Genomic DNA, 16,934 nt, shown 5'->3' with positions numbered 1-16,934 from the left:
GCAGAGAAATTCCAAGTTTAGCTGAACTATATAGATTGAACTAAAAAATTAAGTTAAGGGAAAGTCCAAATATTCTCTGGAGTCACGGCCAATCCCAAAACATAAAAATCATCATTTCAATTTATAAAATAAATATATTTTCGTGCTGCGGCATATACTGGAAGAGATGCCGTTTCTCATGGAACGGGCCCATGCTGGTGTTAAGATGGACAAGAAGGGACGGTGGGAACATCATGTTAAAGAAAAGCACTGCGGCCTTTATGATCGTCGCGGCACTGCTGTGCGGCAGTCTGCTGACCCTGGGCGTGACCGGTTATGTACAGGTATTCGGACAAGCGGCAGGAGAAGGGCTGGCAACGGTTCTGCAGACTGCCGGACTACAGGAGAAGGAATCGAAGAAGCTGGGTACCGCTCTTAGCCTGATCGAGAGCAATTATTATGAGAAGGTCGACCGGGAGAAGCTGATTGATGGTGCGGTCAACGGAATGATGGAAGCACTGGGCGACCCGTATTCCAACTACATGGGCAAGGAGACGGCACAGCGGTTCGAGGAGAGCATTGAAGGCTCCTTCTCGGGGATTGGCGCTGAAGTCTCCTCCGACAACGGCAAAGTCGTTGTAGTCTCCCCTATCAAGGGCTCACCGGCAGAGAAGGCCGGCATTCAGGCCAAGGATGTGATCCTCTCCGTGAACGGTGAATCGCTGGAAGGGCTGGAGCTGAATGCGGCTGTAGCCAAAATCCGCGGTCCCAAGGGCAGCAAGGCGACCCTGAAGGTCCAGCGGACTGGAACAGCGGAGCCGCTGCAATTCGTCATCACCCGTGATGATGTCAGACTGGAGACGGTCTATGCGAAGATGGAGAAGGAGCATGTCGGTGTGATCGAGGTTACGCAGTTCTCACAGAACACCTCGGAGCGGTTCAAGGAAGAGCTGACGAAGCTGGAGAAGCAAGGCATGAAGGGACTCGTTATTGATGTCCGCAATGACCCGGGCGGTGTGCTGCCGGTCGTCATTGAGATGGTCGAGCAGTTCGTACCTTCCGGCAAAGCCATTGTGCAGGTGGAAGATAAGAACAAGCGGCGCGAGATCAGTACCTCGAAGGGATCAAGCAAGAAGTATCCGGTAGTCGTGCTGATGAACAAAGGCAGCGCGAGCGCTTCGGAGATCATGGCCGGAGCCCTGCAGCAATCTGCCGGAGCCAAGCTGATCGGGGAGAATTCGTTCGGCAAAGGAACCGTGCAGACCAGCTTCGAGGAGCAGCTCGGTGACGGAAGCCTGCTGAAGATTACGATTGCCAAGTGGCTGACGCCTGACGGCACCTGGATTCACGGCAAGGGTATTAAGCCGGATATCGCCGTAGCTCAGCCGGATTACTTCTCGGTAGCGCCGATTAACAAGAGCGTTACGCTGCAATATAATATGAACAATGCAGATGTCAAAAGTGCACAGACTATGCTGGATGGGCTAGGCTACAAGCCGGGCCGCAAGGACGGTTACTTCGATGCCGGGACCAAAGAAGCGGTCAAGAAATTCCAGAGCGCAGCCAAGCTGAAATCGACAGGCTCGATTGATGCCAAGACCGCGGAAGCGCTGGAGCTGGCGCTGATCAAGGTCATCCAGGATCCGGTGAATGACAATCAGCGGAATAAGGGGATCGAAGAAATTCAGAAGGAAATCAAGGCTGCGGCGTCGAACAAGTAAGAAGGCTGATTTCAGCCTTCTTTTTTTCTTTAAATGGGATATTGTCATTTAATTCTGTTTTTAATTGTGGCCCGAATGTATGTGAAAAACAGCATACATTGTGCCGGCGTGCAGGCGTATGGGCCAAATGTATGTGAAAAACAGCATACATTGTGCTGACGTGCAGGCGCATGGCCCGAATGTATGCGAAAAACAGCATACATTGTGCCGGCGTGCAGATAATCCCTATTTGTTCTAGGCTATGAAAAGGAGTGTGCGAACCGTTGAATGTACTCCCGGAGCTGCTGACCAGCTGGGGCACGGCAGTGCTTCATCTGCTGATTCAGCCCTATTACTATATCGCTATTCTATTTATTGCCCTATATTACCGCAGACAGGTAGCCCTGGAGCGGAAGCTTATTCATGTGAAGCTGCATAGCTGGGGACCGGAAACCTGGCGGACCGTGTGGACCGGCGGACTTATGGGGCTGTTTGTCTCCCTTGCCGCGGTTGCACTTGGAGTCTCAGTGACCTATACGGCTGTTGCCTGTATCTGGGTGGTCAGCCTTGTCTTAATGCTGTTTCGGGTGCGTTATTTATGCTTTGCGTATGCCATAGGCGCGCTGGGGATCGTGCAGTTTGTACTGTCGTTCTTCCCGGGGACGCTGCAGAACGGAGCCGCCGGAACGGTTGCCGGCGCCGTGCGGGAGATGGACATCCCGGCGCTGCTGGCGCTGGCCGCGCTGCTCCACGTGGCCGAGGCGCTGCTGGCGCGCTGGCAGGGGCCCCGGCTGGCGACGCCGCTGTTCCTTGCCGGCAAGCGCGGCAAGGTGGTGGGCGGCTACCAGCTGCAGGCCTTCTGGCCGCTGCCGCTGTTCGTGCTGATTCCCGCAGGCACGGGAATCGGTGAACTGCCGTGGCATCCGCTGCTGGGCGGGGGCCTCGGCCTGGTCTCGCTGCCGGTCATCATCGGCTTCAGCGAGATGACCCAGGGCATGCTGCCCGGACGCAAGGCGGCCCGGACGTTCGGACGGCTGCTGGTCTACAGCGCCGTCCTGCTCGGCCTCAGCCTGCTTGCGGACCTATGGAGCCCGCTGACGGTTGTCGCGGCGCTCGCGGCTATTCTGCTGCACGAAGGGTTAAGCTGGTACAGCGCTCTGGAGGAGCGCAGCCTTAGCCCCGTCTTCGTGCATCCCCCGGCCGGCCGCAAGGTGCTGGCCGTGCTGCAGGGCAGCCCCGCGCAGGAGCTGGGCATCCTGCCCGGCGAGATCTTGCTGAAGGTCAACGGGGTCCTGTTGACCAGCGCGGCGCAGCTGCATGAGGCGCTGCGCATGAACCCCGCGTTCTGCAAGCTGGAGGTGCAGAACCGCGAAGGCGAGAGCAAGTATCTGCAGCGCGCGATCTATGCCGGGGACCATCATCAGCTCGGCATCATTCTGGTGCCGGACCCGGACGGGGGCATCACCGCAGAGACCAAGCCGTCCAGCATCTTCAGCATCATCGGGATGCGGACAGGCATCCGGCAGCGGGGAGTGCAGGGTGACCGGCTGGGCCGGGCGAAGAAGACGCCGCCGGCAGAGGCCAAGCAGACCTCGCCAGCAGAGGCTAAGCAGGAATCTGCCGGTGTCTGACGGAAGATTATCAACGTAATTGATTCCCCCGGCGGCTGCTGGCGCGGGAGGTTAAAGAGGCCCGTTCTTTCTGAACTATGTTCAGGGGGAACGGGCCTTGTATATTTGTTAAGGAAGTGATGTGAGGCACCTGGAATGTAATCGAAAAACCGATCACATTCCAGGTGCATGGGCACATGGACCAAATGTAATCGAAAAACCGACCACATTCAGCGCTGCGTGGGCACATGGGCCAAATGTAATCGAAAAACCGACCACATTCGTCGCTGATTGGGTGCGTGGACCAAATGTAATCGAAAAACCGACCACATTCAGCGCTGCGTGGGCATGTGGACCAAATGTAATCGAAAAACAGGCATGACAAGACAGAGGCCTTGTCACCCCCAGGAATGAAAATAAGTGGGTGGCATCCGTCGCAACCATTCTAAATGAGGCTGTAGTCGTCAACACTACATATACAAATCAAAGGGCGGAAACGGTTACTGGGATACACCCCGTGCGAAAAACTGTTCTATTGCGCTTTTCGAGCATCGCCTATTGTAGCCCCCAAAAGTACGTGTATTAAATTACACTCACTCGAGCGCATGATTTGTAAGCTGACGATGGAGGATGATTGGAATGGATGCTGTACGTATGTGTTGCGCCGGTCTAGACGTGCACCAGGAAACCGTTGTGGCCTGCGTGTTGAAAGGACCGATCGAACAGAAACCACAATGTCACCTGAAAACCTTTGGGACGACAACCCGAGAATTGCTAGGCCTGCAAGATTGGCTGAATGAACACGGCTGTCGGGAAGTGGTGATGGAGAGTACCGGCGTGTTTTGGAAACCGGTATGGAATATCTTAGAGGGCAGTTGTGATCTGGTCTTGGCCAACGCCCAGCGGGTAAAGAATATGCCGGGTCGAAAAAGTGACATGCAAGATGCGCGCTGGTTAGCGCAATTGCACCGTTGCGGGCTCATTGAAGGCAGTATGGTGCCAGAACAGGACATCCGGGATTTGCGAGACTTGACCCGTTACCGGAGTAAGATGGTGCAGGCGGTGACGGCGGAGAAAAACCGTATTCACAAAATCCTGCAGGATGCTAACATCAAGCTGACCACCTTTATGTCCGATCTATATGGGGTTTCGGGCCGGGGCCTGCTCCAGAAGATCATGGACGGCGAGGTCGTAGACGAAATGGCCGTTAAAAGCCTGGTCAAAACCCGTTTAAAAAAGAAAGTTCCGCAGTTGCTAGACGCGCTCAATGGCAAGTTGCGCCGTCATCATCGGGAGATGATTCGAGACCATTGGGACCACTTGGTCTATTTGGAGAAAAGGATCACGGAGCTGGAAGCGCGAATCGAGGCGAAGGCAGAACCGTACCTGGAGGTGATTGAACAAATTGACTCCATTCCAGGAATTGAGCGGACGTCTGCCGTGACCATCTTTGCCGAAGTGGGGCCGCATGTCGCGGAAATGTTCCCGAGTGATGCGCAGTTTGCTTCATGGGCGGGGGTGTGTCCAGGGAACAACGAAAGCGCGGGAAAGCGAAGAAAGTCAAAAACGATGCAAGGGAACAAGCATCTGAAAGGGGCCTTGTGTCAGGCGGCTTGGGCGAACTCTCGGTCCTCGAACCGGATCGGCCAATTCTTTCGACGAATACGTAAGAGACGAGGCGATAAAAAAGCAAACGTCGCCACCGCGCATTTGCTGATTCGAATCCTCCATGCCCTGATGCGGGAGAAGAGGTCCTACCAAGAAATAGACGTCTCACTAGGCGATGAGACGTCCAAGAAAAACCGGTTGGATCGGTACGTGCAATATATCCAGCAGTTAGGATATAGCGTGCAACTAAATCCTACCCCATAGTCTCCCCTTTTTCAAAAAAAACGAAACGTTTTTTTAGGGCGGTGGGTCTTTTTTTGTCAAAATCCAGTCTGCGGTGCATTGTCCGGTACTTTTATTTTCGTATTAAACCGACCACATTCGTCGCTGATTGGGTGCGTGGACCAAATGTAATCGAAAAACCGACCACATTCGGACGGAGTGGATCGCACTAAGCACCAGAATTCCTGCAAATGATGCAACAATGTACCCGTAGCCCGTAACATTTTTAGAAGAATCCTGCAAAATGTGCAACAATGCGGCTCCAGACAAGCGGCCCTTGAGAGGAAACGCTCAGAATTGGCGACAGACAGGCGGAGCGCCACCATGAAAGGAAGAGGCACTTCAGAACGTATGCGAAAACCGGCTACAAGGTGTGACCAAAAAGGTATATGGGCTGGATGTATGTCACCAGACAGCGATAATTGTTCACCTTAGATATTGCCAGTACATGGCTCAAGGGTTCCCCTGCGTGCTCTTCAGATACAGAATCGCAATCTGCGTCCGGTCACGTACGCCGAGCTTGCTGAGGATGTCGGTGATATAGTTTTTGATGGTGCCTTCGCTCAGGAACAGCTTGGCGGCGATTTCCTTGTTGGTGAGCCCCTCTGCAATGGAGGTGACGACGGCCTGCTCGGACTTGGTCAGGCCATAGGAAGCAAGCGGCTGAGCCTCTGGAATTTCCTGACGCGCGGATGGCTGGAGGAAGCCCGTCAGCTTGCGGGCAATCTCGGGATGAATGAGCATATTGCCCTCATATACGGTTTTGATGCCTTGAATGATCCGGTCCGGCGGGATGTTCTTGAGCAGATATCCACTCGCCCCGGCGCGCAGAGCCTCAATAATATACTCGTCATCATCGAAGGTGGTCAGCATCAGGACGGCTACGGCCGGATAGGCTTTTTTGATCAGCCGTGTGCCTTCCACCCCGTCACATCCCGGCATCCGGATATCCATGAGTACAACATCCGCTCCGCCGGGCAGATCCCCCAGCAAGGAGAGAGCCTCCCGGCCATCCCCTGCGGTTCCGGCCACTTCGATACCGGCATCCAGCCCGATCAATACCTTCAGGCTCTCGCGGATAAAAGAATCATCGTCAACAATCAATACGCTAATCATGAATCAGCACCTCTTATCTGTGAATATTCTCCCGCTGCCCGTCCCCGGCGAACTTGATGAGTGTATGCGAACTCTCAGGTAAGCTCCATTTCTTATAAGACTAATTGGAAAGTTGGGGTGATGCGGCATAACGGGAATCTGCGCTATGCGTTACAGTTGGAGAGCGGATCAGTCTGCTGGTATTGTGGCGTGGGGGAATAGGTAGATGGCTAATCAGTTTGGCGATGCTCTGGTACACGGCTAATTGGAGAACTGACCAGTCTGCCAATACTGCGACACGGAAAATAGTTGGATTTACAACACTTGCTGATTAGCAAATGCCCTCTTTGGGGACAACAGTTGGAAAAACGACACTTAATTACTCCCGAATCGTCCGTCAGCATCACAACCAGCGACAGCAGATGCTGTTTTTCCAACTAATTTCCTGGAATCATCAGAAACTGTGAATTTAAGATGCGTTTTTCCACTTGTTTCTGGCAGAGGGGGAGCAGCTCCCCGAGAACCGCAAGTTGTCCGTATGCAGCACAGGCGCCTCCACCCCCGCCCCCATTCCCCCATTCAGCGCAGCACCCCCTCCGGCTGCAGGTACACGGGCAGCCGGGTGATGACTGTGAACTGCGGCTGCAGCCGCAGCTCCATCGTCCCGCCCACCATGGAGCAGCGCTCGCTCATGCCCTTCATGCCCATCCCGCTGCTGCCCGGCAGACGGCTCAGCGGGTCAGCTTCGGGCAGCCTCCCATTATTGCCAGTCTCCATCCGCACCTCATGCTCCGTATAGGTGACCTCCACCCATACGGAGCTGGCCTGCCCGTGCCGCAGCGCATTGGTGATGGCCTCCCGGGCATTGGTGTACAGCACAACCTGAAGGCTCGGATAGAGCGGATATGGAATCCCTTGCACCGTATAGGAGGTGGCAATGCCTGTATCGCGGCCCACTTCTTCCAGCAGCCGGTCCAGCGCATAGGCTCCTTCAAGCTGCGGAGTAGGGTTAATCCGCTTCAGCGCCGCACGCATATCGTCCATACTGCCCGAGAGCTGATCCCGGATCTGGTTCATCATCTGCAATCCCGTTTCCGGTGCGGCAGGGAGGGTGTGGATGGCCGCTTCGGTCATCATCTTGACCCGGATCAGCCGGTGGCCGATGTCATCATGCAGCTGGCGGGCGATCCGCACCCGTTCCTCTGCCTGCGCAGCCACCTCTATGTGCGAGGTGAACTGAAGCAGCCTTGCGCGGGCCTCTTCCAGCTCAAAATGCTTTTTGCGCAGCTCGTCATAGAGAAATAAGGTATCGGCACGCCCGCGTCCTGCCCGGAGCAGCAGCAGATTCAAGCCGGCGCACAGCAGGAAGGTAAGGTTCGTGAACACAAGCACTGCCGGAGCCGCATGAAGGAGGGCGGCATTCAGCAGGGCAAGGTGAATACAGAAGAAGGCAAGAGCCGTATTCCTTTGCTGCCGCCGGGTATAGGAGATCACCGCAGACAAGGCCGGAAAAACCATCAGCGGCCCGTATTCGTAACAAAGCCAGGCGGTGAAGATCAGCTCCATGCCTCCGGTCAGTGTGGAGAGAGAGCTGGATTGCCTTGCACCCAGGGTGACCAGCAGCATCAGCAGCATGAAATGCAGAGTGAACCAGTCATAGTCGGCGAATGCATAGACTTGAATCGAGAGGATCGCCGGGATCATAAGCAGGCCATAGCGCAGCAGAATCAGTTCTCTGGTCAAGTAAGCTCATCCTTTTAGATAAAATATCCCTAATCGGTCAACATTCTTCTCAGGTATAACCATCTTAGCATAAGAGTGCTGCCCTTCAGGAGATGACTTTCGTCACCTCTGGATCATGACCTTTAGTACCTTCGGCTGTGTCCGCCCTACTGTACAATAAGAATACGAGAATGATGGAACAGGGGGCATCGGCAATGGCACTAGCAGTACTGAGCGATGTTGTGAAGAGATATGACGGGAAGCTGATTGTGGATCACGTGAATTTCAATATACAGGAGGGTGAAATCTTCGGCCTGCTGGGCCCGAACGGTGCCGGGAAAAGCACGACCATCAGCATGATCTGCGGGCTGCTTCAAGCCGACAGCGGCGATATTATCATTGACGGGCTGTCCGTACGGGAGCAGCCGCTTGAGGTGAAGAAGCGCATCGGGCTTGTGCCCCAGGAGCTGGCGTTATACGAGAATATGACGGCAACCGATAATGTAAGCTTTTTCGGCAGGCTCTATGGGCTGCGCGGACAGCTGCTGAAGGAGCGGACCCAAGAGGCGCTGGAGTTCACCGGCCTAAGCGACCGGGCGAGGGATAAACCATCCACCTTCTCGGGAGGGATGAAAAGACGGCTGAATATCGCCTGTGCCATCATGCACCGGCCGCGCCTGATTATTATGGATGAACCCACAGTCGGCATTGATCCGCAGTCGCGCAATCATATTCTGGAATCCGTGAAGGCTTTGAACAAGATGGGTTCGTCGGTGATCTACACCAGCCATTATATGGAGGAGGTCGCTGCGATCTGTGACCGGGTGGCCATTATGGACCAGGGGCATATTATTGCCTGCGGTACGGAGAACGAGCTGCGCGAACGGGTGGCCCACGAGGAGAAAATCGTTGTGAAGGCAGCGGGCATCACCCCTGCCTTAGTGAACGAGCTGGGGCAGCATCCCCGGATCAACCGGGTAGAAGCGGTGCAGGATGCGGTAGAGCTGTATCTTCCCTCCTCGCAAAGTGCGCTCCAGGATATTCTGTTTATTTTCTCCAAGCACGAAGGGGTCATTGCCTCTCTGAATATTGAAGAGCCGGATCTGGAGACCTTGTTCCTTAGCCTGACCGGCCGGACCTTGCGGGACTAGAGAGGGGGAGAAACGTGAATACCTGGATTATTATGAAATTTGAGCTGCGCAGACAGCTCCGTTCACGCACTTTGCTGCTGAATATGTTCCTGCTGCCGCTGGTGCTGATCTTCCTCTTGGGCGCTTCGCTCTCCGGGGTGGTCGGGGTACAGGGGGCAGATGAGATCAAGCCTGTACGTGTAGCTATTGTGAATAATGGAGGCGGAGGGGCAGAGGAATCTGCGATCCTTACGGCTTTTCTGGAGACGCCTGAGGTGAAGGAACTTATAATTCCTGTCACTGCAGAGAGCCGTGAAGCCGCAGAGAGCGGGCTGCGCACCAGTAAATATGCCTATGGGGTGATTGTTCCTCCGGGCTTCGACCAGGAGGTGCAGAGCGGTAAGAAGGCCAGCCTGGAATTCATTCTGGGCAGGAGCCATGACGATAACCGGGTCGCCGGAACCGCCTTCGACAATCTGCTGATGGAGCTGAATTATAAGCAGGCGGCAGCCGTAACCCTTGGACCACAGGCTCTTACAGCGACTAAGGCACCTGCCGGTAAGCCGGGGGTGGTACTGGGGGATCTGAACAATGGCGGGAAGACCTATTCGGCGGCCCAGTTCTATGCAGCGTCCATGCTGCTGATGTTCCTGATGTACAGCGGGTTGACCGTGACAGCCTCACTTTTTAACGATAAAGAGAACCATACGCTGTTCAGAATCCATTCCATGCCGGTAAAAGACAGTCATCTGTTCATAGGCAAAATGCTCGGCGTAGGCCTGGTCAGCATCCTGCAGTGCCTCACGATTATTCTGCTGTCTGACTGGCTGTTCGGCGTCTACTGGGGCAACCGCCCGGGACTGCTGCTGCTGTTCTGCCTGCTGATGATTGCCGCCTCAATGACACTGGCCGTACTGATCTGCCTCTTCAGCCGGACCTCAGCGACGGCTACGAATATCATTAGTGTCCTGACTGTAGTAATGACCTTCGTCAGCGGCGGGATGGCGCCGCTTCCTGATTCCTGGGTGAACAGCGCAGGGGCATTCACGCTTAACCATTGGGTACAGCAGGCGGTCATCCGGATGATGCTGCATTCCGGTCTGGAGCAGCTTTTGCCGAATCTGTGGGTGATGTGCATCATTAGCGCAGCATTGTTCGCGGCAGTGATTGTCTCATACCGGAAGGTGGGTTACCGTGGATAAAATATTAATTATTGCCTGGAATATGATTAGACGAAGTATTGGCACCTTCAGAGGGCTTATGGTATTCATTCTGCTTCCCGGCGTAGTGGTGGCAGCGATTATCTCCCTTACCGGAGGGATGGCGGAGGGACCGGCAACCGTTCTATACGTCAACTCGGATACGGGGGCAGCCGGCAGACATTTGATTACGGAGCTGGAGCTGGCCGGAGAGTATAAGTTCGAGCCGCGCAGCGACGAGGCTGCCTTGAAGGAAGCCACAATTAAGCAGGAGGGAACGGTGGGGGTGTTCATTCCTGCCGGGTACACTGCCGCCTTAATGGCGGGGGAGCCGCCGCAGATCAGCATCTATGAGCTTCGGGCAAGTGAAAGCTCAATTATGATGAAGATGAAGATCACCGCCACTGCTGCACAAATTGCCGAAGCGGCACATACCGTTGCTGCCGCCAGTGGAAGAACAGGCGATATGCAGGCGCAGCTCGCAGCTGTGCTGAAGCAGTCGGAGCAGCACAACGTGGGCAGCACGCGTACCGATTATGATCTCTATCCGCGGCAGACCCTAGGCGTAGTTACAGGGATGACGCTTATGTTCCTGATGGCGCTGGTGACCAGCTCTGTCTCCCAGATCACGGATGACCGCAGAGGGCGGACCATGATGCGCATGTTCAGCGCTCCAGTCCGTTCCTATGAAATTGCGCTTGGCAACTTCCTGGGCAGCTTTCTTGTAGGAATGATTCAGATCCTTGTCGTGCTGGTGCTGGGCAAATGGGTGCTCCGCTACGATTATGAGATGCCGCTCTTTCTCTACTTCCTGGTTCTGGCGGCCTTCATGCTGGTCTCCATGGGGATTGCCAGCACCGTTGCCGGGCTGATCCGCAATCCGCGTAATGCGGGGATGCTGAATTCGCTGATTCTTACCCCGACCTGCATGCTGGGCGGCTGCTTCTGGCCCGTCTCCATCATGCCGGAATATATGCAGAAGCTGGCCAACTTTACACCGCAGAAATGGGCGATACAGGCGGTGGACATTGCCGCGACCGGTGGCGGCTGGAACGAGCTGTGGATGCCGTTTGCGATCCTGGGCCTGATGGCCGCCGTCCTGCTGGCGATTGGCTCTGCCATTCTCCGTCCGAACGAAGCGGGAACCAGTACCTGATATCGAAGCATATCCTTGCTGCCCATAATGTCCGAATCGGACATGTCCAAACCACTTAATTGTGTGATATGATTGAATCGAAGGAACAAATGACAGGGGGATGCGAGGATGGGCAGCAACAAGCTGGCTTGGACCTGGAAGGTGAAAGAGGAAAACTTAGAGGAATACGTACAGATGCATCTGGACCCATGGCCGGAGATTCTGGAGGAGCACAGTAAAGCGGGCATCCGCAACTATTCGATTTTTCAGAATGGCAACCAGTTCTTCTATTGCTTCGAATGTGATGATACGGAAGCAGCATTCGCCTACATCGCCGGGAGCGAGGCCTGCAACCGCTGGAATGCGATCACCTCGAAGATGGTCGAGGGCTCCTTCGATTTCAACGATGCGGTTCCGATGGTGCCGCTGCGTGAGGTCTTTTATCTGAAGTAGTCCGGTTTACAGCAATATTCATTGGAGTTATACTGGAGAGAATCGTGTGAAGTGAACTGAATAGGTCAGTGTTATTAGGAGGAGCCTGTCACCAAGGCTTCTCTTTGTCGTTTTATGGAGTTTTTCAGGAGAAAAGGAGTGGAAATAGCAAGTGGAATTCATATTGTATTTACTGCTGATTCTATTATTCACCAAGCTGGCCGGGGACTTGTCTGTGCGGCTCGGGCAGCCTGCGGTGCTGGGGAAGCTGCTGGTCGGCATCCTTCTCGGACCTGCCGTGCTCGGCTGGGTGCAGCCGGGCGGATTCATTCATTACATGTCCGAGATTGGCGTGCTGCTGCTGATGTTCATCGCGGGACTGGAGACAGACCTGAAGCAGCTGCGTGAGAACTGGAAGTCGGCTCTGGCGGTCGCGGTGGGCGGAATTCTGCTGCCTTTTATCGGCGGGTATGGCATCGGGGCGTGGTTCGGCTTCGCGGATCATAATGCGCTGTTTCTAGGGGTGATTCTAAGTGCGACCTCAGTCAGTATTTCCGTTCAGGTGCTGAAGGAGATGGACCGGCTGAATTCGCCGGAAGGCTCGACCATTCTGGGAGCGGCGGTGATCGATGACATTCTTGTTGTGATTCTGCTGGCGGTGCTGATGAGCTTTTTCGGCACAGGCAGTGACATCTCCATTCCCCTCTTGATCGGCAAAAAACTGCTGTTCTTCGCCGTCGCCATTCTCGCCGGCTGGCTGGCCGTGCCGCGGCTGCTGCGCTGGCTCGCCCCTCTGCGGGTGACCGAGGCGGTCATGACCGCCGCACTGGTGATTCTCTTCGCCTATGCATACTTTGCCGAACGGATGGGGATGGCCGGCATCATCGGCGCTTTTGCCGCCGGAATTGCTATTGCCCAGACGTCCTTCAAGCAGGTGGTGGAGTCCAAAGTAGAGCCGATTGCCTATACGCTGTTTGTACCAGTCTTTTTTGTGAGCATCGGGCTTAGTGTCAGCTTCGAGGGGCTGGGCAGCCACATTCTATTTGTGGTGGTGTTATCCTTGTTCGCAATATTGGCGAAATGGCTGGGCGGCGGAATCGGCGCACGGCTGACCGGGTTCAATACCCGGTCCTCGTTCATTATCGGCGCAGGCATGATCTCCAGAGGCGAAGTCGCTCTGATAATAGCCGCCACGGGCCTGTCGAGCGGGCTGCTGCAGCCGGAGTATTTCACTGGAGTGATTATTGCTGTAATTGTAACCACACTTGTCACGCCGCCGCTGCTCAAGGGCATGTTCCGGTGACTATTTTTTAAAGAAAATAAGACAATCTCTAAATTTGTGGACCGTGATAATCTTATATAATAGGTTGTACTCAAAAAACGATTAGAGGGGAATGAGTCCAATCCGGTCTACAGCTACAACACGTACAGCGGGCGCACTCCTGGCACTCGGCCTGCTGCTGGGGTGCAGCAGCCAGGATGTATCCGGCACAGCTACTCCGTCGGCAGAAACGACTCCGTCTGCCATAGCATCTGCTTCTGCGTCTCCACCGGCAACAACCGCTTCACCCGCAGCCTCAGAAACTGCATCCGCAGCGGTTCCGGCAACTACAGCAGGCCTATCGAATCCGGTCCAGCCAGAAGCTCCCGCCAACCTGGTAATTGCCGATTCCGTTAATGCTGCGGGAACCATCCGCGCTAGAAGTGCAGCGGGACAAGGCGAGCTGCTGATGATCGCAAGCAGCTCCGAGGAGCGCGGACATCTGGAGGCATCCAGCAATTACGGTCTCGAAGGGGAGCAGACGTATCAGGCTGATTACTCCATCGTGTACCGGGCGGGGGATCAGGATCAGGATCAGGTCTTGCTTAAGCTGCCTGCTTTCTTGTTCGTACGCCCATCAGACCAGGTCCTCGAGTTCGATAAAGTCAGCTTCAAGGATGCAGAAGTATATCTGTTTGCTCCCCAGTATAAGTCCGGGCATGGATTAGTTGCTTACGCCTTCGCGGTCAATAAGATGAGCGGAGAAGTATTTCCCCTGTCCTTCAAGCAAGGGGATATCGTGCATGACACGCTGGTCTACTCCGAGATTCAACCCGTACCCGCTAACCAGAATGAACAGTTAGTGGTACACTCGCCTGAGGGTGCCGGGACCGACCCGGAGCTGAAGCCGCAGGTGTACGACTTGGATCTGGAGAAGCGGCTGTTTATCGCGCGTTAGAGGTGTTATGCGGTCTTTTTAAGAGGTACCCGTGCTCTGCTTAAACAGCAGAGCGATTGGAACAACGGTCCGTTTGCGGAGCGTCCATCAATGAACTAACACTGGTCCTGCTCCAAATGTATTTAAACTAACATTCAGTTCCCCGTACTCTCATACCGGGACAGCCCGTACCGGAAGACCCCGTAAGCCGCAGCCGCGCTTCCGATAGCCGCGACAGGGGCGAGGAGCCACCAGCCGGACCAGCCGCTTTTGCCGAAAATATAGGTTGCCGGGTAGAAGCTGATGAACGCATAGGGCAGCACCGTCGAAATGAAGATGCGGATCGCCTGCGGAAACAGGGTAATCGGATATTTGGCCAGATCGGACAGATTATGCACCATTAGCGGGAATGCATTCCCGGCATTGCGAATCCAGAAGGCCGCCGAGTTACCCATGAGGTTAATGGATACCCGGATAATGACCGCTGTGACGAATAACAGGATAAGAATGGCGGCCTTGCCCGTAGTCCAGTGGATGGGGCTGTGCACAAGCGACTGCCAGATGATGACCCCGCCGATGAGCAGATTGCCGAGTCCGTTAATCCCAATCCCTGTGCAGAACACCTGAAGAACCACCGGCACCGGCCGCAGCAGATAACGGTCCAGCTCTCCTGTGTTGACCAGCCTGCCCAGCCTCCAGCTGCCCTCGAAGAACAGCGAACCCGCCCCCTCCGTCAGGAAGATCATAGCGTACATGAAGGTGACCTCCCAGAACTGCCAGCCCTGAATATCCGGAATCCGGTCATAGATCACCCACAGGAACACGAACCCCAATACCTGCGTCAAGGCTGCCGAACACATCAGGATGTAAAAGTCTTTATTATACTCCAGAATCGCCTTAAGCTGCTGCACATACAGCCTTCTATAGAGATAGAGCATTTGCGATATTTTCATTCTGCGTCCTCCTTCAGCCTTAGCCCCCATGAATGGTCACCTGGCGGACCGCCCAGTTCCACATGGCTTTGCCCGCCATCCAGAGCCCTGCCCCCCAAAAGAGCTGAAGGCCGATCAGCCGCAGGCTTTCCCACGTATCTGCCTGTTGCAGGAAGATCATCGTCGGCGTATGAATGATGGCCTGGAAGGGCAGCAGCAGCGCCAGCTTTTCCAGCCAGTCCGGGAAGAAGGCCAATGGCACCAGCGCGCCCGACAGCAGGTTAGTGAGCGCAATCCGCGTCCAGACAATCCCCAGTGAACCCGTCGACCAGAAGCATAAGAGAGCCGCCAGATAGACCACGCCGAATTTGACCACAACCGCGCAGAGCAGACTAACCGCAAACAGCAGATAGACGATCGGCGAGTGGGGGAAGGTCACTCCGGTAAGGAAGGTGGCGAACACGATCAGCAGAACCGTACTCATCGCCCCCTCCAGCAGGCTCGCACCCAAGGTCTCGGCGAATCGGGCCGTCTGGAAATCAATCGGCTTCAGCAGGTCCATGGCGACGCTGCCGTCCAGGATTTTGCCGGAAATGGCAGTCTCGGAATACCAGGATAAGACGGAATTAGCCAGGAAGGTCACCAGCAGATAGGTCTTCATCTGATCCCAGGAGTAACCGCCCACCGCCTCGCGCCCGCCATAGATTCCCTGCCAGAGGAAGAAGATCGCTACGAGATTAATCGAGTTCGCCAGTAAATTAATGATATAGGAGTTCCGGTAGGCCATCACATTTTGCAGAGAACGATTGGCAATACTTCTGTATTTGTTAAGCCGGGCTGCTGTCGTCATGGTGCGCCTGCCCCCTTGCTCCCCGGTGCTCGTTCAAGTCCAGATGACCGTCATAGACAGCTTTAATGACCTGCTCAATGTGGGTATCCTCCATGCGGAAATCGAGTACCTCCCCATGCTTCATCACCCGGCTAACCACTTCACTGGCGGTATATTCATACCGGTCAAAGGTGACCGAGAACTCCTGGCTGCTCTGCTGTTCCAGCTTCAGCCCGGGGCTCTGCTCCAGCAGCTCGTACAATTCCGGCATGGGGGAGCGTACCTGGAAGAAGATGACCCGGTTTTTGGCAAAACGGGCCTTGACCTCGCTCAGCGTACCGTCATAAATAATCGCGCCGTGATCGATAATGACCAGCCGCTTGCACAGGTCCTCAATGTCGCCCAGGTCATGGGTCGTCAGCATCACGGTCGTCTGCTGCTCCTGGTTGATCTGCTTAATGAACCCGCGGATCTTCTCCTTCACAGATACATCAAGGCCAATCGTCGGCTCATCGAGATACAGAATCGGCGGATTATGCAGCAGGGCTGCGGCCAGATCGGCACGCATGCGCTGACCCAGCGAGAGCTTACGTGCGGACAGGTGGATGAATTCGCTCATCCCGAGCATGTCGGTGAACAAGTCCATGTTCTTCCTGTAGAGGGCATCCGGAATCTGATAGATATCCTTCAGCAGCGAGAAGGACTCGGCAATCGGAATATCCCACCACAGCTGGGTGCGCTGCCCGAAGACTGCGCCGATCTGGGCGGCGTTTTCCATTCTTTTGCGGTACGGATTAATCCCGTTCACCGAGATACTCCCGGAGGAAGGCATCAGAATGCCGGTCAGCATCTTGATGGTAGTCGATTTACCGGCGCCGTTCGGTCCCACGTAGGCCACCGTCTCCCCCGCTTCGATCCTCAGGTCCAGCGGCTTGACCGCCACCTTCTCAATATGCCTGGGCAGGAAGAGATGCTTCACCGCCCCCTTAAGGCCCGGCTCCTTCACCGCCTGCATGAAGGACTTACTCAGCCCTTTGGCTTCAATCATACTCAAGCTTAACCCTCCTGTTCATTGCTCTGAAA

At 55.1% G+C, this 16,934-nt stretch carries 14 protein-coding genes; 9 read left to right on the top strand and 5 right to left on the bottom strand.

The features are described from left to right. The first annotated feature begins 233 nt into the window (after positions 1-233). The 3 genes from MKX51_RS28435 to MKX51_RS28425 all read left to right on the top strand — a co-directional run bounded on the left by MKX51_RS28435 (position 234) and on the right by MKX51_RS28425 (position 5,161). Positions 234-1,700, top strand: coding sequence for a S41 family peptidase (locus MKX51_RS28435; RefSeq protein WP_036721180.1), 1,467 nt, complete (start codon positions 234-236; stop codon positions 1,698-1,700). Positions 1,701-1,963: 263 nt separating this feature from the next. Further along, positions 1,964-3,310, top strand: coding sequence for a PDZ domain-containing protein (locus MKX51_RS28430; RefSeq protein ID WP_340994680.1), 1,347 nt, complete (start codon positions 1,964-1,966; stop codon positions 3,308-3,310). A 618-nt stretch (positions 3,311-3,928) separates the two neighbouring features. After that, a complete protein-coding gene (locus MKX51_RS28425) occupies positions 3,929-5,161 on the top strand; it encodes an IS110 family transposase (RefSeq protein ID WP_340990933.1) in 1,233 nt (410 codons plus the stop codon). 471 nt (positions 5,162-5,632) lie between these two features. Here MKX51_RS28425 and MKX51_RS28420 read toward each other — a convergent pair whose 3' ends face one another. Both MKX51_RS28420 and MKX51_RS28415 read right to left on the bottom strand, forming a co-directional pair. Continuing rightward, positions 5,633-6,295: a response regulator transcription factor gene (locus MKX51_RS28420; protein ID WP_340994679.1), complete on the bottom strand. Its 663-nt coding sequence runs from the start codon at positions 6,293-6,295 to the stop codon at positions 5,633-5,635. A 558-nt stretch (positions 6,296-6,853) separates the two neighbouring features. Beyond that, a complete protein-coding gene (locus tag MKX51_RS28415; RefSeq protein WP_340994678.1) occupies positions 6,854-8,017 on the bottom strand; it encodes a sensor histidine kinase in 1,164 nt (387 codons plus the stop codon). Positions 8,018-8,211: 194 nt separating this feature from the next. Here MKX51_RS28415 and MKX51_RS28410 point away from each other — a divergent pair, with 194 nt between their 5' ends. From MKX51_RS28410 to MKX51_RS28385, 6 genes are all read left to right on the top strand, one after another. Then, a complete protein-coding gene (locus MKX51_RS28410; protein WP_340946641.1) occupies positions 8,212-9,147 on the top strand; it encodes an ABC transporter ATP-binding protein in 936 nt (311 codons plus the stop codon). A 14-nt stretch (positions 9,148-9,161) separates the two neighbouring features. Next, complete coding sequence (locus tag MKX51_RS28405; RefSeq protein WP_340994677.1) at positions 9,162-10,328, top strand: ABC transporter permease; 1,167 nt, start codon at positions 9,162-9,164, stop codon at positions 10,326-10,328. Continuing rightward, a complete protein-coding gene (locus MKX51_RS28400) occupies positions 10,321-11,481 on the top strand; it encodes an ABC transporter permease (RefSeq protein ID WP_340994676.1) in 1,161 nt (386 codons plus the stop codon). The genes MKX51_RS28405 and MKX51_RS28400 overlap by 8 nt, the downstream gene beginning before the upstream one ends. 108 nt (positions 11,482-11,589) lie before the next feature. Next, positions 11,590-11,913 (top strand): L-rhamnose mutarotase, encoded by a 324-nt coding sequence (locus MKX51_RS28395; RefSeq protein WP_209988750.1) that lies wholly within the window; start codon positions 11,590-11,592, stop codon positions 11,911-11,913. Between the two features lie 151 nt (positions 11,914-12,064). Beyond that, a complete protein-coding gene (locus tag MKX51_RS28390; RefSeq protein ID WP_340946646.1) occupies positions 12,065-13,195 on the top strand; it encodes a cation:proton antiporter in 1,131 nt (376 codons plus the stop codon). A 91-nt stretch (positions 13,196-13,286) separates the two neighbouring features. Further along, on the top strand, positions 13,287-14,111 hold the full coding sequence (locus tag MKX51_RS28385) for a hypothetical protein (RefSeq protein WP_340994675.1): 825 nt from the start codon (positions 13,287-13,289) through the stop codon (positions 14,109-14,111). A 134-nt stretch (positions 14,112-14,245) separates the two neighbouring features. Here MKX51_RS28385 and MKX51_RS28380 read toward each other — a convergent pair whose 3' ends face one another. The 3 genes from MKX51_RS28380 to MKX51_RS28370 are packed head-to-tail and all read right to left on the bottom strand — an operon-like array spanning position 14,246 to position 16,899. Then, complete coding sequence (locus MKX51_RS28380; RefSeq protein WP_340994674.1) at positions 14,246-15,043, bottom strand: ABC transporter permease; 798 nt, start codon at positions 15,041-15,043, stop codon at positions 14,246-14,248. Positions 15,044-15,062: 19 nt separating this feature from the next. Next, positions 15,063-15,872, bottom strand: a complete 810-nt coding sequence (locus MKX51_RS28375) for an ABC transporter permease (RefSeq protein WP_340994673.1) — start codon at positions 15,870-15,872, stop codon at positions 15,063-15,065. Then, entirely contained in the window at positions 15,850-16,899 is a 1,050-nt protein-coding gene (locus MKX51_RS28370; RefSeq protein WP_340995740.1) for an ABC transporter ATP-binding protein, read from the bottom strand. Before MKX51_RS28370 ends, MKX51_RS28375 begins: the two co-directional genes overlap by 23 nt. Between the last annotated feature and the right edge of the window lie 35 nt (positions 16,900-16,934).

The organism is Paenibacillus sp. FSL M7-0420, from assembly GCF_038002345.1.
Classification (GTDB): domain Bacteria; phylum Bacillota; class Bacilli; order Paenibacillales; family Paenibacillaceae; genus Paenibacillus_AQ.
Note: the sequence above shows the minus strand (reverse complement) of the source record. Positions and strands in the feature narration are given on the sequence as shown.